At 70.3% G+C, this 16,355-nt stretch carries 13 protein-coding genes and 2 rRNA genes; 9 read left to right on the top strand and 6 right to left on the bottom strand.

Annotation, left to right across the window (positions count from 1 at the left end):
- A 23S ribosomal RNA gene (locus ACFYPC_RS15010) occupies positions 1-74 on the top strand; the annotation flags it as partial.
- Between the two features lie 94 nt (positions 75-168).
- A 5S ribosomal RNA gene (rrf, locus tag ACFYPC_RS15005) occupies positions 169-285 on the top strand.
- A gap of 104 nt (positions 286-389) precedes the next feature.
- Here rrf and ACFYPC_RS15000 read toward each other — a convergent pair.
- The 5 genes from ACFYPC_RS15000 to ACFYPC_RS14980 are packed head-to-tail and all read right to left on the bottom strand — an operon-like array spanning position 390 to position 6,063.
- The gene (locus ACFYPC_RS15000; RefSeq protein WP_388675218.1) at positions 390-1,700 is read right to left on the bottom strand and encodes a DUF58 domain-containing protein; all 1,311 of its coding nucleotides are present in this window, start codon (positions 1,698-1,700) and stop codon (positions 390-392) included.
- A complete protein-coding gene (locus tag ACFYPC_RS14995) occupies positions 1,700-2,689 on the bottom strand; it encodes an AAA family ATPase (RefSeq protein WP_388675215.1) in 990 nt (329 codons plus the stop codon). The genes ACFYPC_RS15000 and ACFYPC_RS14995 overlap by 1 nt, the downstream gene beginning before the upstream one ends.
- A complete protein-coding gene (locus tag ACFYPC_RS14990; RefSeq protein ID WP_388675212.1) occupies positions 2,689-3,906 on the bottom strand; it encodes a DUF4350 domain-containing protein in 1,218 nt (405 codons plus the stop codon). The genes ACFYPC_RS14995 and ACFYPC_RS14990 overlap by 1 nt, the downstream gene beginning before the upstream one ends.
- Positions 3,903-4,688, bottom strand: coding sequence for a DUF4129 domain-containing protein (locus tag ACFYPC_RS14985; RefSeq protein WP_388675209.1), 786 nt, complete (start codon positions 4,686-4,688; stop codon positions 3,903-3,905). The genes ACFYPC_RS14990 and ACFYPC_RS14985 overlap by 4 nt, the downstream gene beginning before the upstream one ends.
- A gap of 4 nt (positions 4,689-4,692) precedes the next feature.
- The gene (locus tag ACFYPC_RS14980; RefSeq protein ID WP_388675206.1) at positions 4,693-6,063 is read right to left on the bottom strand and encodes a hypothetical protein; all 1,371 of its coding nucleotides are present in this window, start codon (positions 6,061-6,063) and stop codon (positions 4,693-4,695) included.
- A gap of 140 nt (positions 6,064-6,203) precedes the next feature.
- Between ACFYPC_RS14980 and mtnA the strand changes: the two genes are divergently transcribed.
- The 7 genes from mtnA (at position 6,204) to ACFYPC_RS14945 (ending at position 15,031) form a co-directional block, all read left to right on the top strand.
- The gene (gene mtnA / locus ACFYPC_RS14975; RefSeq protein WP_388675204.1) at positions 6,204-7,349 is read left to right on the top strand and encodes an S-methyl-5-thioribose-1-phosphate isomerase; all 1,146 of its coding nucleotides are present in this window, start codon (positions 6,204-6,206) and stop codon (positions 7,347-7,349) included.
- Positions 7,350-7,357: 8 nt separating this feature from the next.
- A complete protein-coding gene (mtrA, locus tag ACFYPC_RS14970; protein ID WP_199820881.1) occupies positions 7,358-8,047 on the top strand; it encodes a two-component system response regulator MtrA in 690 nt (229 codons plus the stop codon).
- Between the two features lies 1 nt (position 8,048).
- Complete coding sequence (mtrB, locus tag ACFYPC_RS14965; RefSeq protein WP_388675200.1) at positions 8,049-10,136, top strand: MtrAB system histidine kinase MtrB; 2,088 nt, start codon at positions 8,049-8,051, stop codon at positions 10,134-10,136.
- A complete protein-coding gene (locus tag ACFYPC_RS14960; RefSeq protein WP_388675198.1) occupies positions 10,126-11,970 on the top strand; it encodes an LpqB family beta-propeller domain-containing protein in 1,845 nt (614 codons plus the stop codon). The genes mtrB and ACFYPC_RS14960 overlap by 11 nt, the downstream gene beginning before the upstream one ends.
- A 146-nt stretch (positions 11,971-12,116) precedes the next feature.
- Positions 12,117-13,070, top strand: a complete 954-nt coding sequence (locus ACFYPC_RS14955; protein WP_388675195.1) for a ComF family protein — start codon at positions 12,117-12,119, stop codon at positions 13,068-13,070.
- Positions 13,071-13,387: 317 nt separating this feature from the next.
- Positions 13,388-14,080 carry a ribosome hibernation-promoting factor, HPF/YfiA family gene (gene hpf / locus ACFYPC_RS14950; protein ID WP_388675193.1) on the top strand — a complete coding sequence of 231 codons (693 nt, stop codon included), beginning with the start codon at positions 13,388-13,390 and terminating at the stop codon, positions 14,078-14,080.
- 204 nt (positions 14,081-14,284) lie between these two features.
- Positions 14,285-15,031, top strand: coding sequence for a response regulator (locus ACFYPC_RS14945; protein WP_384393188.1), 747 nt, complete (start codon positions 14,285-14,287; stop codon positions 15,029-15,031).
- A 49-nt stretch (positions 15,032-15,080) separates the two neighbouring features.
- Here ACFYPC_RS14945 and ACFYPC_RS14940 read toward each other — a convergent pair whose 3' ends face one another.
- A complete protein-coding gene (locus ACFYPC_RS14940; RefSeq protein ID WP_388675190.1) occupies positions 15,081-16,325 on the bottom strand; it encodes a winged helix-turn-helix domain-containing protein in 1,245 nt (414 codons plus the stop codon).
- Positions 16,326-16,355: the final 30 nt, after the last annotated feature.

Genomic DNA, 16,355 nt, shown 5'->3' with positions numbered 1-16,355 from the left:
GGTTGATAGGCCGGATCTGGAAGCACCGCAAGGTGTGGAGGTGACCGGTACTAATAGGCCGAGGGCTTGTCCTCAGTTGCTCGCGTCCACTGTGTTGGTTCTGAAACCACGAACAATCGTTGTAGCCATGTGTTTTTCTATGGCTCCGGTTGGCAAGTTTCACCGTGTTTCGGTGGTCATAGCGTGAGGGAAACGCCCGGTTACATTCCGAACCCGGAAGCTAAGCCTTACAGCGCCGATGGTACTGCAGGGGGGACCCTGTGGGAGAGTAGGACGCCGCCGAACTATTTTTGGAGAATGCCCCCGTACCGGGAAAACGGTACGGGGGTATTTTGCGTTTAAGGGGGGTCTCCTTTCCCAGGAGACCCCCCTTTCCTTTTTGCGCCTTTCTATAGTCGGCCGGCTGCCTTCAGTGCCAGATAAGCATCCGCGAGAGCCGGTGCCAGGTTCTCCGGAGTCGCGTCGACGACGGTGACACCATGGCGTTGCAGCTTTTCGGCTGTGCGATGGCGTTCTGTCTGGGCCTGGGCCGCAGCTGCTGCCTCGTACACCGCTTCGGTGTTGCCGCGGGACGCTGCCATGCGCGCGATGTGCGGGTCCGCCACGGATGCCAGGAGAACTGTGTGGCGTTGCGTCAGGCTGGAGAGCACCGGGAGCAGGCCTTCCTCAATGGGGGCTGTGTCCAGGCTCGTCAGCAGCACGATCAGGGAGCGGCGTGGGGCCGTACGGAGTGCTGTGGCGGTGAGGCCGCGTGCGTCCAGCTCGACGAGTTCCGGTTCCAGGGGGGCCATCGCGTTGACGAGGGACGGGAGGAGTTCGCCTGCCGCCCGTCCCTGGACAAGGGCACGTACCCGGCGGTCGTACGCCAGGAGGTCCACGCGGTCGCCGGCTCGGGAGGCGAGGGCCGCGAGGAGCAGGGCCGCGTCCATGGAGGCGTCGAGGCGCGGGGCGTCGTCGACGCGGCCTGCCGAAGTGCGGCCCGTGTCCAGGACGAGAAGGATGTGGCGGTCGCGTTCGGGGCGCCAGGTGCGTACGGCGACTGTGGTCTGGCGGGCTGTGGCGCGCCAGTCGATGGAACGGGTGTCGTCACCAGGGACGTACTCGCGGAGGCTGTCGAATTCCGTGCCCTCGCCGCGGGTCAGCACGCTGGTGCGGCCGTCGAGTTCCCGGAGCCGGGCCAGCCTGGAAGGGAGGTGCTTGCGGCTGGTGAAGGGCGGCAGGACTCGTACGGTCCAGGGGATCTTGTGGTTGCCCTGGCGGGAGAAGAGACCGAGCGGGCCGTACGAGCGGATGGTGACGCGCTCGGACTGGCGGTCGCCGCGGCGGGTGGGGCGTAGGCGGGTGGTCAGGCGTCGGCGTTCGCCGGCGGGGACCGTCAAGCGGTGGCGGGAAGCGACCACTTCGGTACCGGGTTCCCAGCTGCTTGGCGGCCAGGCGTCGCGGAGTTGGGCGCGAAGGGGGCGGCTGGAAGGGTTGGTGACGGTCAGGGCGACGTCGGCGGTTTCGCCGAGGCGTACCGAGGTGTCGCCGGAGCGGGTCAGGCCGAGGCGGCGTACGGGGGCTGCCAGGGCGGCGTCGCAGGCGCAGGCCAGGGCAAGCGGGCCGTTGACGGCGAGAATGCCCGCCCAGCTCGGCTCCCAGATGCCGATGGGGAGTGTGCCCAGTGCTGCCAGGAGGGCGGCGCGGCCGGTGAGTGGCATCAGCGGGGGACGGGGACGTGGGTGAGGATCGCGGTGATGACCGCGTCGGCGGTTACGCCTTCCATCTCGGCCTCGGGACGGAGCTGGATCCGGTGGCGGAGCGTGGGGAGGGCGAGGGCCTTTACGTCGTCAGGGATGACGTAGTCGCGGCCTGTCAGCCAGGCCCAGGCTCGGGCGGTGGCGAGGAGAGCCGTGGCGCCACGGGGGGAGACGCCGAGGGCGAGGGACGGTGACTCGCGGGTGGCCCGGCAGATGTCCACTACGTAGCCGGTGATTTCGGGTGAGACCGATGTCTTCGCGACGGCGGCGCGGGCGGCTTCCAGGTCTGCGGGGCCCGCTACGGGGCGTACGCCGGCGGCGCGCAGGTCGCGCGGGTTGAAGCCCTCGGCGTGGCGGGTGAGGACGCTGATCTCGTCCTGGCGGGACGGCAGAGGGATCGTCAGTTTGAGGAGGAAGCGGTCCAGTTGGGCTTCGGGCAGGGGGTACGTGCCCTCGTACTCGACCGGGTTCTGGGTCGCGGCGACCAGGAACGGGTCGGGGAGTGGGCGTGCGGTGCCGTCGACCGTGACCTGGCGTTCCTCCATGGCTTCGAGGAGGGAGGACTGGGTCTTGGGCGGGGTGCGGTTGATCTCGTCGGCGAGCAGGAGGTTGGTGAAGACCGGGCCCGGCTGGAAGGAGAACTCGGCGGTGCGGGCGTCGTAGACGAGGGAGCCGGTGATGTCGCTCGGCATCAGGTCGGGGGTGAACTGGACGCGTTTGGTGTCGAGTTCGAGTGCGGACGCGAGGGCGCGCACGAGCAGTGTTTTCGCGACTCCCGGGACGCCTTCGAGGAGGACGTGTCCGCGGCACAGGAGGGCGACGACGAGACCGGTCACTGCGGGGTCCTGGCCGACCACGGCTTTGGCGATCTCGGCGCGCAGGGCCTCCAGGGAGGCGCGGGCGGTGCCCTGGTCCCCGGTGTTCCCGGCGTTGTCAGTGGTCGGGTCCATCATGAATGGCGTACCTCTCTTTCGAGGGCGTCGAGTTGGTCGGCGAGGGAGATGAGGGCCGCGTCGTCGCGGGGTGGCGGCCCGAAGAGGAGGGAGTGCAGGGCCTGTCCGTCGCGTTGGCCGCGGAGTTGGGCGGACAGGGCTGGGAGCAAGGACTCGGGCGCGTGTGCCTGGGTTACGGCGACGCCTACGAGGGGGGCGAGGCGGGTGCGGGTGGTGGAGCGCAGGGCGTTGGCCGCGCGGTCGCGGGCGTTGGCCTTGCGGTACAGACGCGCGCGGCCTTCGACGGTTTCGGAGGCACGGATCGCTACGGGGAGGCGTTCGGGTACGAGAGGGCCCAGTCGGCGTGCCCTCCAGAAGGCGGCCAGGCCTGCCGCGATGAAGAGCTGCAGCGTGCCCCAGAGCCAGCCCGAAGGCAGCAGGTCGAAGAAGCTCTGGTCGCCCGCGTCGGTGGCCGAGGGATCGGAGAGCGAGGGGAGGTACCAGACCAGGTGGGGACGGGAACCGAGCAGTTGGAGGGCGAGCGAGGCGTTGCCGTGCTCGTCGAGGCGGGAGTTGTAGAGGATGTCGGGGGCGCCGAGTACGACGGTGTCGCCGTCCCCTTCGAGTGCCGGGATGCGGAGCAGGGTCGGCAGGCCTTCGCTGAAGTAGCACGCATCGGCGGTGGGAGCGGTGGTGGTGTAGCGGATGCCGCCGGTGTCGGCGGTGCCCGCGCGCTCGGCGGCGGGCAGGTCGCACCTCGGGGAGAGCGTCGAGTCGAAGCTGGTCACCGGGTCGGCGGTGACTCCCGGGGCGAGGGTGCCCAGGGAGGGCGATGTCGGGGAGATCAGGATCGTACGTGCGCCGGAGTTCTCGGTTGCCGCGCGGAGGAGGGTCTGCTGTCGGTCGGTCAGCAGGTCCGGGACGGCGATCAGCAGAGTGGTGTCGGGGCCGGCCGCGGCGCGGGCCTCTTCCAGGGTGCTGACCACGCGCGTCGAGACGCCCTGGTCGGTCAGGAGTTCGGCGACGGCTCGGCTGCCGGAGGGGTCGGCGGAGCGGGGGTCGAGGCGGCCGTGCTGGGCGTTGGAGCGGATGGCGGCGATCGCGATGGCGGCCGCCAGGAGGAGCACGAGCGCGAGGACGACTCCGCGGGCGCGCGTCCACAGCTGGCGGACGGTGGGCGAGACCGAAGTCTGGGGCGGGGTCGAGGTCGAGGTCGGGAGGGTGGCCTCGGTCATTGGGACGCCCCCTGGCGGGCGTTGTGGGCCGGGCTCTGGGGGCTGCTGTTCGCGAGTACGGGTTTGGTGCGCTCCAGGTCGCGGTCGAGCTCGGTGAGGCGGTGGTATGTGCGCGGTTCCGCGGTTCGGCCGCCGTACGTCACGTCGTCGAAGTCCCGTGCCGCGGCGCGCAGTCGGTCCGCGTGGGAGGGCAGGGTGCGGGCAGCCTCGGCGGCTGCCTCGTCGGCGGTGCGGCCGGGGCGCGGATCGAGAAGGGCGCGTTCCTCAAGGGACCGGACCATGGCGCGCATGCGTTCCTGGACGGCTTGGTTCCAGTGGCCCTGGGCGGCGTGTGCTTCGGCCGAGGCGCGGTGCTCGGCGGCGCTGCGGGGGCGGTCGTCGAAGAGGGCCGGGGCCGATGTGGGGGCGCGGTGCGGAGTGCCCAGGCGCCACCACAGGGCGGCAAGGACTGCCAGCACGGCCAGCACGATGACGACAAGTCCGAGCGCTCCCCCGGGAGTCGCGGTCGAGGCCGCGCCGAACAGTTTGTCGACCCAGTCCCAGAAGGCGTCCAGGGCGCGCTGGGCCAGGCTGGGGTCGTTCTCGTGGTACATCGGCTTGGACAGCTCGCGTTCGGCCGCCTCCCGCGCGGGGTCGCGTGGGATCGTCACCGGCGGTTCGTCACCGGTGAGCGGACGTGCCAGGACGGCTGTAAGGCCGTTGCGCGGTAGTGCCGGAACAGCTGTGGCGCCGTTGCGCGGTAGTGCCAGTACCGCTGTGAGAACTCCCCCCGCCAGGCTCACCCCGTCAGCTCCCCGGGGTGGGGCCGGGGGCTGCGGAGCCGTAGTCCTCGACGCCGGCGGCGCGGGCCAGGTCGAGGTCGAGGGCCTCGCGGCGGATGCGCTGGTCGATGTAGAGGAGCACCGTGACGCCGGCGGTGACGGGGAAGGTGAGCATGGATCCGATCACCGAGCCGATCCCGCTGATGATGAGGAACGTCCAGCCGAGGGAGCCGCCGTCGCTGTCGAGGAAACCGGTGACGCCGTCGCCGCTCAGGGCCGCCGCGAGGAAGGTGAACGGGATGACGATGATCGAGGCCATGATGTTGGCGATGATCGTGGCGAGCAGCTGGATGCCGAAAACCCGCCACCAGGAACCGCGCACGAGCTTCGCGGAGCGGCTCATCGACTTGACGACGCCCTGCTTCTCCAGCATCAGGGCGGGCGAGGCGAGCGAGAAGCGGGTCATCAGCCAGACGGCGGCAATCCCCGCGCCGAGTCCGCCGATGACGGCGAGTGCGATGCCCGCGTCGCTCGAGGCGGTCACCCCGACGATCACTCCGGGCAGGATGCCGACCGTGACGATGGCGACGGCGATGAGCGGCAGCAGGATGGTCAGGCCGAACAGCTTCAGAAGCTGAGGACGGGCATCCCGCCAGGCTTCCGGGGTGGTCACCGGCTTGCCGAGCACGGCACGGCTGGTCACGGTCGTGAGCAGAGCCGTGGCGACGATGGTGCCGAGCAGGGTGATGAGCAGGACGGCGCCGGAGCCCAGCAGGGTGCTCCCGAGGGCGCTGCTCACCTCACTGAAGGTGGCGGTCGAGTCGTTGAGGGTGTCCGCGGTGGAGCTGTCGTCCAGGACGAAGCCCTGGAACAGGATGACCGCGATCTCTGTGACGACCGCGACGGTCAGCGAGATGCCGAGGACGGTGCGCCAGTACGTGCGCATCGTGGAGACCGCGCCGTCGAGGATCTCGCCGACGCCGAGCGGACGGAGCGGGATCACGCCGGGCTTGGCCGCGGGCGGCGGGCCACCCCAGTTGCCGCCCCAGCCGCCGGGACCTCCCGGGCCGCCGTAGCCGGGACCGGGGCCTCCCCAGCCGCCTCCCCCGTGAGCCCCGTAGCCGCCAGGGCCGCCGGGGTGCTGGTCGCCTCGGCCCGGCCCGGGCGGAGGCGGCGTCTGGCCGGGGACAGCGTCCTGCGGACCGGGGGCGGACCACTGACCGGGCAGGGGCTGCTCTTTGGACCACTGCGAAGGGGCATTCGGCTGGTCCGTGCTGCCCTGGTCCGCGGGCTGCTCCGTGGGCTGCTCCGTGGGCCGGGCGGAGCCGGAGGTGTCCGGCTCCTGCCCGTCGGAGGGGGCAGATCCGGGCGAGGCCCAGCCCGGAGTGTCGTTCATCGTCGCTCCTTCACGGTGCCCGTCCGCGGGCGCGGCGGCAGGTTGGCAGCCATCGTGCCACGGTGTGCGCCGCTGGGGACCTGCGGTCGTATGAGCTGCACACCTTCAATTGTCTGCCGGGTACGGGGCAGACTGGGCAGATGGCTGATCAGTACGCGCAATCCCGCAAGGACAGCGGGCCGACGGAGATACCCGCGATCCGCTGGGACGAGCCCCCCGAAGGCCCCGTACTGGTCCTTCTCGACCAGAGGAGACTGCCGGCGGAGGAAGTCGAGCTGGTGTGCACGGACGCGCCCGCGCTGGTGGAGGCGATCCGTACGCTCGCCGTGCGCGGGGCGCCGCTGCTCGGTATCGCCGGGGCGTACGGCGTCGCGCTCGCCGCCGTACGCGGCTTCGATGTGGACGATGCCGCCCGAGCGCTGGCCGGGGCCCGGCCCACCGCGGTGAACCTCGCTGTCGGCGTACGCCGGGCGCAGACGGCGTACCTGGCCACGCTCTCCGGCGGTGGTGATCCGGAGCGGGCGGCCGGGGCGGCGCTCGCTGAGGCGCGGGCGCTGCACAAGGAAGACGCCGAGGCCAGCGCGCGGATGGCCAGGCACGGGCTGGCCCTGCTCGACGAGTTGCTGCCGGGCGGTGGGCACCGGATTCTGACGCACTGCAACACCGGAGCGCTGGTGTCCGGTGGGGAGGGCACGGCGTTCGCGGTGGCCCTCCTGGCACATCGGGCGGGCCGGCTGCGCAGGCTGTGGGTGGACGAAACGCGGCCTTTGCTGCAAGGTGCTCGGCTGACGGCCTACGAGGCGGCGCGCAACGGAATGGCGTACACCTTGCTCACGGACAACGCGGCGGGCTCGCTGTTCTCGGCTGGAGAGGTGGACGCGGTACTGATCGGAGCCGACCGGATCGCGGCCGACGGTTCGGTGGCGAACAAGGTGGGGAGCTATCCGCTCGCGGTGCTGGCCCGTTACCACCATGTGCCGTTCATCGTGGTGGCGCCGCTGACGACGGTGGATCTGGACACTCCGAACGGGGCGTCCATCGAGGTCGAGCAGCGTGCCGGTCATGAAGTGACGGAGATCACAGCACCGCAGGTGTCGGTGGCGGGAGTGGAAGCGGGAGGCGGGATACCGGTGGCACCCCTGGGGACCCAGGCGTACAACCCGGCGTTCGATGTGACGCCGCCCGAGTTGGTGACGGCGATCGTGACCGAAGCGGGCGCTGTGTCGCCCGTGACAGCTGAGGCGCTTGCCGAGCTGTGTGACAGGTCACGCCAGGTAACGATTTAGTTAATGGGATGATGTCGTTTATGAAGGGACGAGTCCTTGTCGTCGATGACGACACCGCACTGGCCGAGATGCTCGGCATTGTGTTGCGTGGTGAAGGTTTTGAGCCGTCTTTCGTAGCCGACGGCGACAAGGCGCTGGCCGCTTTCCGTGAGAGCAAGCCCGATCTGGTGCTCCTGGACCTGATGCTTCCCGGCCGGGACGGTATCGAGGTGTGCCGCCTGATCAGGGCGGAGTCCGGGGTGCCGATCGTGATGCTCACGGCGAAGAGCGACACCGTCGATGTCGTGGTGGGCCTCGAGTCGGGCGCGGACGACTACATCGTGAAGCCGTTCAAGCCAAAGGAGCTGGTCGCGCGGATCAGGGCGCGGCTGCGCCGTTCCGAGGAGCCGGCGCCCGAGCAGCTGGCCATAGGTGACCTTGTCATCGACGTGGCCGGTCACTCCGTGAAGCGGGACGGGCTGTCCATCGCGCTGACGCCGCTGGAGTTCGACCTGCTGGTGGCGCTGGCCCGTAAGCCGTGGCAGGTGTTCACGCGAGAGGTGCTCCTGGAGCAGGTCTGGGGCTACCGGCACGCCGCCGACACCCGCCTGGTCAACGTCCATGTCCAGCGGCTGCGCTCCAAGGTCGAGAAGGACCCGGAGCGGCCGGAGATCGTGGTGACCGTCCGTGGCGTCGGTTACAAGGCAGGACCGAGCTGACATGTCCCGGGACAGGGCCGCTTCGGCACCCGGTGAGCCGGGGGGCCGCTCGGGGCGGCCTGTCGGCCGGAAGGTGACGGGTTCTCCCGGCTCCCGCTGGGTGCAGTTCGTCGAGGGCGGGCTGCTTCAGGGCGGAGTCCAGGGCAGCCCGGTCCTTCGGTTGTTCACGCGCTGGGTGCGGCGTCCGTTGCTGCCGGTGATACGGCTGTGGCGGCGCAACATTCAGCTCAAGATCGTCGTCACCACGCTGCTGATGTCCCTCGGCGTGGTGCTGCTGCTCGGCTTCGTCGTCATCGGGCAGGTGCGCAACGGCCTGCTGGACGCCAAGGTGAAGGCGTCGCAGAGCCAGGCGACCGGCGGCTTCTCGGTGGCCAAGCAGAACGCGGACGCGGCGGCGACGGCGAACGGCGCCGACACGTCGAGCCCGGACGGCCGCCCCGCCAAGAACGTCAGCCAGTGGATGAGCGACCTCGTGGTGTCCCTCTCCAGCGGCGGTCAGGGCGCCTTCGACGTCGTGACGCTCAGCTCCACCACGGCCGGTGACGGCGGCGGAGGACTCGGGCCGCGCTCCTCCGGCAACGTCGACCCGACGCTGAGCGTCCCGGAGGACCTGCGTGACCGTGTCGAGGGCAGCACGGTGGCGGCCCAGAGCTACACACGGGTCGTCTACAAGGACGCCAAGGATCCGCAGCCGGCGCTGGTCATCGGCAAGGAGCTCAGCGACCCCAACAGCGACTCGTACCAGCTCTACTACCTCTTCCCGCTGACCCAGGAGGAGAAGTCGCTGAGCCTGGTCAAGGGCACGCTCGCGACGGCGGGGCTGTTCGTCGTGGTGCTGCTCGGAGCCATCGCCTGGCTCGTGGTGCGCCAGGTCGTCACCCCCGTACGGATGGCGGCGGGCATCGCCGAGCGGCTCTCCGCCGGGCGCCTCCAGGAACGTATGAAGGTCACCGGTGAGGACGACATCGCGCGGCTGGGCGAGGCCTTCAACAAGATGGCGCAGAACCTGCAGTTGAAGATCCAGCAGCTGGAGGAACTGTCGCGGATGCAGCGAAGGTTCGTCTCCGACGTCTCGCACGAGCTGCGTACGCCGCTGACGACCGTCCGGATGGCGGCCGATGTCATCCACGACGCGCGCGTGGACTTCGATCCGATGACCGCGCGGTCGGCCGAGTTGCTCGCCGACCAGCTGGACCGTTTCGAGACGTTGCTCGCGGACCTGCTGGAGATCAGCCGCTTCGACGCGGGCGCGGCCGCGCTGGAGGCCGAGCCCATAGACCTTCGTGTGGTCGTACGACGCGTGGTCAGCGGGGCGGAGCCGCTCGCCGACCGCAAGGGCACGCGCATACGCGTCCTCGGCGACCAGCAGCCGGTGATCGCCGAGGCGGATGCCCGGCGGGTGGAGCGGGTGCTGCGCAATCTCGTCGTCAACGCAGTGGAGCACGGCGAGGGCAAGGATGTGCTGGTCAAGCTGGCCGCGGCGGGCGGGGCGGTCGCGGTCGCGGTGCGCGACTACGGGGTGGGCCTCAAGCCCGGCGAGGCGACCCGGGTCTTCAGCCGTTTCTGGCGGGCGGATCCGGCACGCGCGCGTACGACGGGCGGAACGGGACTCGGGCTGTCCATCGCCCTGGAGGACGCGCGGCTGCACGGCGGCTGGCTGCAGGCATGGGGCGAGCCGGGTGGCGGTTCGCAGTTCAGGCTCACGCTGCCCCGGACGGCGGACGAACCGCTGCGCGGGTCGCCGATACCGCTGGAGCCCAAGGACTCGCGGCGAAATCGTGGACTTGACGACGCCGGTCTGCCGCCCGGTGGTGGTGGCAAGCTCGCGACGGTGCCGGTGCAGCAGCCCGTCGGCGGGAGTGTGCCGCCTCGGACGACCATGGGTCCGCGACTGGCCGGTGCTTCGCCCACGGCCGACCCGACGGCGCTGCCGGGCAACGGCGCGCGCGTGGTGCCGCGGCTCACCGGCGGCTCGCGACGGCCGGACGGCCCACCTGCCGCGGACGGGGAGCGGGCCGTGCGGGAGCGCGGAGCAGCCGACGGAGAGCCGGAGGGGCTCGGACAAGGGGAGGCATTTCGTGGGCGCTGACCGCGAGGCAAGAGGCGGTCGACGACGTCCAGTGCGTATCGCGGCGTACGTCGGCTGCGGTGCGCTGCTGCTGGCCGGGTGCGCCTCGATGCCGGACAGCGGCGACCTGCGTGACGTCGAGTCCACGCCACGTGCGGACTCGCAGGTCCGGGTGTTCGCGGTGCCACCGCGTGAGGAGGCCCAGCCCGCGGAGATCGTGCGGGGCTTCCTGGAGGCGCTGACCAGCGACGACCCGGAGTATGCGACGGCGCGCCTGTACCTGTCCGCGAGCGCCCAGAAGACGTGGGACCCCTACGAGTCCACGAACGTCCTCGCGGACGGACCCAACACCGAAGTGGTGCACACGGGGACCGGAGAAGGCACCGACGACGGTTTCCTGTACCAGCTGAGCGGCGACAAGGTCGCCACGGTGGACACACAGCACGCGTACGCGCCGGAGTCCGGCTCGTACACCGAGACCGTGCATCTCACTCAGCAGCCGGACAAGCAGTGGCGCATCGACGAGCTGCCGCCGGGTGTGGTGATGGGCAAGTCCGACTTCGAGCGCAACTACGACTCCGTCAACAAGTACTACTTCGCTTCCAACGGGTCCTCGGGGGAGGGCGGACAGCAGGTGACCGTCGCCGACCCGGTCTACGTGCGCGGCGAGGTGGACCCGATGACGGAGATGGTCCGCACCCTCCTGCAGGGGCCCACCAGCTGGCTGGACCCGGTGGTGACGTCGAGTTTCCCCTCCGGTACGGCACTGAAGAAGGGCGTCAAGTCCCTGTCGCCCGATGACCGCAACAAGGTCACGGTTCCGCTGAACAGCAAGGCCGACCGGGTCGGACAGTCCCAGTGCACCAGGATGGCGACCCAGCTTCTCTTCACACTGCAGGACCTGACGCCCACGGGGGTGGACGAGGTCGCGCTGCAGAGGTCGGACGGTTCCCAGCTGTGTGAGCTCGCCGAGGACCCGGAGGAGAGCGCCGCCTCGCACGGCACGGGACAGGCCCCCGAGTACCAGTACTTCATCGACGGCAAGCAGCGCCTCGTACGGATGCCCAGCGGCAACGGGGACAAGCAGCCCGAGCCGGTGCCCGGTGCGCTGGGTGAGGGCGACACCAAGCTGCGGTCGGCCGCGGTGTCGCGGAACGAGGACGTCGCGGCCGGAGTCTCGACCGACGGGAGTTCGCTGTACGTCGGGTCGCTGGTGTCGGGCAGTTCGCTCGGCGAGGCGGTGCTGCACAGCGCGGGCAAGACTCCGCAGGACCGGCTGACGACGCCCAGTTGGGACGGGCGGGGTGACCTGTGGGTGGCCGACCGCGATCCGGAGAACCCCCGGCTGCTTCTGCTGGAGAAGGGCGCCGGTGAACCGCTGGTGGTCTCGGCGCCGGGCCTTGACGGACGCATCGAGGCGGTACGGGTCTCCGCCGACGGGGTGCGGATCGCGCTGATCATCGAGAAGAACGGCAAGAGCTCGCTGCAGATCGGCCGTATCGAGCGGGACACCGAGTCCGCCGAACGCCCCGTCGTCTCCATCCTGGAACTGCGTGCCGCGGCACCGCAACTGGAGGATGTCACGGCCATGTCGTGGGCCGGGGACAGCCGTCTGGTGGTGGTCGGGCGCGAGGAGGGCGGCGTCCAGCAGATGGCGTACGTCCAGGTCGACGGCTCCACTCCGGCGGGCACCGCGCCCTCCGCGCTCACGGGTGTGAAGGAGATCGCCGCGTCCGAGGACGAACGGCTGCCCCTGGTGGCGCACTCGGAGGAGGACGGGATCGTGCGGCTGTCGTCCGGGGAGCAGTGGCAGACGGTGGTCAAGGACGGGACGGCGCCGGTCTATCCCGGGTGACGCGCCGGTCCGCGGGTGACGTCGGGTGGGCGGCGAGCAGCCCGGCCCACGGGGGCGACCGCGGTGTCCGACGGCTGCGCGGGTTGTCCACAGGGAGTTGTCCACAGGGGTGGCCGGGCTGCCCGTGCCTTGGCACAGTGGTGGGCATGCGGGGGTGGTGGCAGGACCTCACCGATCTGGTGCTGCCGGCCGAGTGCGGAGGCTGCGGGAGGCCGCGCGCGGTGCTCTGCCCTGAGTGCCGTGCCGCCCTGACAGGGGCCGCACCGAGCCGGGTGCGACCGGTGCCGGAGCCGGTAGGGCTGCCTGTGGTGCACGCGGCGGCTCCCTACGAGGACGAGGTGCGGGCGGCGCTCCTCGCCCACAAGGAACGGGGTGCGTTGCCGCTCGCGGTGCCCCTCGGCGCTGCGCTGGCCGGGGCCGTGCGGGCAGGACTGGAGCAGGGACGCCTCCCAGGGCCGGGCGGGCGGCTCATGGCCGCAGAGGGGCTGCTGAGAGCCGGGAACGGGCAGCTGAGGACGGAGGGTCGGTCGGGAGTGGGGTGCGGGTTGCCTGGGACTGAGGCCGTCCTGCTGGTTCCTGTGCCGTCCTCGCGGTGGGCGGTGCGGGCGCGCGGTCATGATCCGGCGCGGCGGATCGCGCTCGCCGCGGCGGGTGAACTGCGTCGCGCGGGAACGCGGGCCCGGGTGCTCGCCGTGCTGCGGCAGCGGCGTGCCGTGGCCGACCAGTCGGGGCTCAACTCCCGGCAGCGGCTGGACAATCTCGAGGGCGCGCTGGAGGTCGCTGCCGGGGGTGAACGGCTGCTGGCGGCCGGCAGTCGCATCGTGCTGGTGGACGACCTGATGACGACGGGCGCCTCGTTGACGGAGGCGGCGCGGGCCGTACGGGCGGCGGTTGTTCGGGCGACGCCGGCAGAGATGGCGGAGACGGCGGCCGGGCCACAGGTGGACCGGGGAATTGTGGGTAGGCGCCAGCTCGGAGGCGTGACGGGTACGGGCGGAGCGGGAGACATGGCGAGGACGGGTGCGGGCGGCTCGGGAGTCATGATCTGCGCGGCCGTGGTTGCGGCGCCTCCGGACTCGTTCGAAATAAACCGGAACTGACTGGGAACTTGCATCGTTGCAGGTAACGAGACGGTTAATTCACCTGAACGGAGGTACGCCGTAGTAGAGGGTGACGTCATCCGTCCGGGCGAGATATGTTCGGTTGTGAGGCAATGGCGCGGGCCGTGCCTCGCATTATCCGAATGCCGTACCGCGGGTTTTTTGCAATCACCCGCTTCGGTTGGGGTGTAGATCTTGCCCATGGGGGAGGAGGAGGTGAAAGTCACCGAGTCCGAGGTTCCGGGACTCACCGGAGCCTGGTGCAAAAGGGAGATGCTCCGCCAGTGGAGCGGGGCTATCCGGGAACGGAGTTCTGCGTGGACATCGTCGTCAAGGGCCGCAAGACCGAGGTGCCCGAGAGGTTCCGCAAGCACGTGGCCGAGAAGCTGAAACTGGAGAAGATCCAGAAGCTCGATGGCAAGGTGATCAGCCTCGACGTCGAGGTGTCCAAGGAGCCCAACCCCCGGCAGGCCGACCGTTGTGACCGAGTGGAGATCACGCTTCGCTCCCGCGGTCCGGTGATCCGGGCGGAGGCGTCGGCGAGCGATCCGTATGCGGCACTCGACCTGGCGGCGGACAAACTCGAAGCCCGGCTGCGCAAGCAGCACGACAAGCGCTACACCCGCCGTGGCACCGGCAGGATCTCGGCCGCGGAGGTCGCCGACCGCGTCCCGGACGCCGCGACGCTCAACGGAGACGGCAGCATCGTCCACGACGAGGAACCCGACGGCGTGCCGACCAAGAAGGTCGGCCCTCTCGAGGTCATGGGCGAAGGCCCCCTCGTCGTCCGCGAGAAGTCCCACGTGGCCGCACCCATGTCGCTCGACCAGGCTCTCTACGAGATGGAACTGGTCGGACACGACTTCTATCTGTTCGTCGACTCCGAGACCAAGGAACCGAGTGTCGTCTACCGGCGGCACGCGTACGACTACGGCGTCATCCACCTCAACACGGACCCGATGGTCGCCCAGGCCGGCTCGGCCGCGCCCGGCGGAGCGCTCGGCGGCTGACCCACGCCGGTGACAGTTGAGCCGGTGCCCCTGGAGCGCTCATGCGCCCCCAGGGGCACCGGTGTGCGACGTCTCGCGCCCCGCTCTGTCACCGCATTGGCGCCCGGGCATGGAATCATGGCCGCACCGGCCCAACCGGTGGGCCGCTGCCTTGGGTTGGCGATGGCACAGAAACACAGGCCACGGCCTTCAGGGGGAGGAACGATGGCGGACAGCTTCGGACCGATGCGTGACGGGGATGCCGACGACGGCGTCACCGGCATGGGCCCGGACGCGGGGTCTCCACGCAAGGAGCCCATCCGGGTCCTGGTCGTGGACGACCACGCCCTCTTCCGCCGCGGTCTGGAGATCGTGCTCGCGGCCGAGGAGGACATCCAGGTCGTCGGTGAGGCGGGTGACGGTGCCGAGGCGGTCGACAAAGCGGCCGACCTGCTGCCCGACATCGTGCTGATGGACGTACGCATGCCGAAACGGGGCGGTATCGAGGCGTGCACCTCCATCAAGGAGGTGGCCCCCAGCGCGAAGATCATCATGTTGACGATCAGCGACGAGGAGGCCGATCTCTACGACGCGATCAAGGCGGGCGCGACCGGTTATCTCCTCAAGGAGATTTCCACGGACGAAGTGGCGACGGCCATTCGCGCGGTCGCGGACGGGCAGTCGCAGATCAGCCCCTCCATGGCGTCGAAACTGCTCACCGAGTTCAAGTCGATGATCCAGCGCACCGACGAGCGACGACTGGTTCCCGCGCCGCGGCTGACGGAACGCGAGCTGGAAGTTCTCAAGCTCGTCGCCACGGGGATGAACAACCGGGATATCGCCAAGGAGTTGTTCATCTCCGAGAACACGGTGAAGAACCACGTGCGCAACATCCTGGAGAAGCTGCAGCTGCACTCCCGGATGGAGGCCGTGGTGTACGCGATGCGGGAGAAGATCCTCGAGATTCGCTAGTAAGTCGGGTGGGATCGGGTGAGTTGGGCGGTCACGTGTGAATCGCTGATCACCCGAGGGCGTGGGACAGCTCGAGGGTGAGCGGGGCGCGCAGCTCCGGGGAATCCACCCGCTCCACCCGTACGTCCGTGCAGTCCACCCAGCTCGCGGCCTCCACCAGGGCCTGGGCCACCGCGGGGACTGCCTTGGGGCCGTCCAGGGTGACCTGCTTGGCGACCAGGGTGCGGCCCTCGCGGGCCGGGTCCACGCGGCCGACCAGCCGGCCGCCGGCGAGGACCGGCATCGCGAAGTAGCCGTAAACCCGCTTCGGCTTGGGGGTGTACGCCTCCAGGCGGTGGGTGAAGCCGAAGATCCGCTCCGTGCGGGCCCGCTCCCAGACGAGGGAGTCGAACGGCGACAGCAGTGTCGTACGGTGGCGGCCGCGCGGGGTGGACTCCAGGGCAGCCGGGTCCGCCCACGCGTCTCCCGCCATCACCCTTCCGGCGAGGCGCTTCGCGCCGCTCCTCCCGATTGCGGGCTTGCCCCAGCCCTCCACCGTCACCGGGACCAGGCCCGATTCCGCGATCACGGCGTCGACCTGCTCGCCCTTGAGCCGGTGGTAGTCGGCGATGTCCGCGCGCGTGCCCACGCCCAGAGACTGGCCTGCGAGGCGGACGAGGCGGCGCAGGCACTCCCTGTCGTCCAGCTCGTCATGGAGCAGCGTGCCGGGGATGGCGCGCTCGGCGAGGTCGTACACCCGCTTCCAGCCGCGGCGTTCGGTGCACACCACCTCGCCGTACATCAGCGCGCGCTCCACGGCGACCTTGGTGCCCGACCAGTCCCACCACTCGCTGGTTTTCTTCGCACCGCCCAAATCCGTGGCGGTGAGGGGGCCTTCGGCGCGGAGCTGTTTGATGACCTGGTCGTAGGTGCCGTCAGGCAGGTCGTGGTTCCAGTGCGGGCGGGCGCGGTAGGCGCGGCGGCGGAAGGCGAAGTGGGGCCACTCCTCCACGGGGAGGATGCAGGCCGCGTGGGACCAGTACTCGAAGGCGTGGGGTGCGCCGTCGGAACCCGGTGTCCAGTACGCCTGGTCCACCGTCTTGCGGCCCACCGCGCCCAGGCGGGCGTACGGGATGAGTTCGTGGGAGCGGGCGAGGACGGAGATCGTGTCGAGTTGGACCGCGCCGAGGTGTCGCAGGACTCCGCGTACGCCGGTCCTGCGGTCCGGGGCGCCCAGGAAGCCCTGTGCCCGTAGGGCGATTCGGCGGGCTTCGTCTGCGGAGAGCTCGGTGGTGGGGGGCGGGAGGGTGGCCATGTCCTCACGGTAGGCGGTGCCACTGACAGT

Source organism: Streptomyces sp. NPDC005808 (genome assembly GCF_042871385.1).
GTDB lineage: Bacteria > Actinomycetota > Actinomycetes > Streptomycetales > Streptomycetaceae > Streptomyces.
The sequence above is the reverse complement of the archived record's forward strand: the minus strand, read 5'-3'. Positions and strand labels throughout refer to the sequence as shown.